Origin of the sequence: Synechococcus sp. CCY 0621 (genome assembly GCF_019038465.1) — a bacterium.
In the GTDB taxonomy this organism is placed as follows: domain Bacteria; phylum Cyanobacteriota; class Cyanobacteriia; order PCC-6307; family Cyanobiaceae; genus Cyanobium.
This window is the reverse complement of the sequence record NZ_JAFKRH010000081.1, coordinates 1-276: the sequence shown is the minus strand read 5'-3', so window position 1 is coordinate 276 and position 276 is coordinate 1. Positions and strand designations below refer to the sequence as shown.

Here is a 276-nt window from a genome sequence, read left to right as displayed (position 1 = left end):
CCGAGACCCGCGTCGTCTTCCTGCCCCGTGATCCCCAGTGGGCCTATGTCTTCTGGGACATCTCCGAGGACGACCGCTCAGGCGCCCTCCATGCCGGCGCCTCCCAGCTCTGCCTGCGCGTCGCCGACGTGACCGGCCTGGCCGGTGGTTCCGCCCACCCCCACACGCTCCAGGAGGTGGTGGTCGACAGCCATGCCACCGAGTGGTACCTCCCCGTTCCCCTCTCCGACCGCGACTACAGGGTCGAGCTCGGCTACCGCAAGGGCGCCGGCGGCG

Annotated in this window: 1 protein-coding gene; it reads left to right on the top strand. The window is 71.4% G+C overall.

Going from position 1 to position 276, the window contains the following annotated elements; translation table 11 throughout:
• A partial coding sequence (locus KUG43_RS16700) for a DUF4912 domain-containing protein (RefSeq protein ID WP_216910957.1) occupies positions 1-276 on the top strand: 276 nt, incomplete at both ends.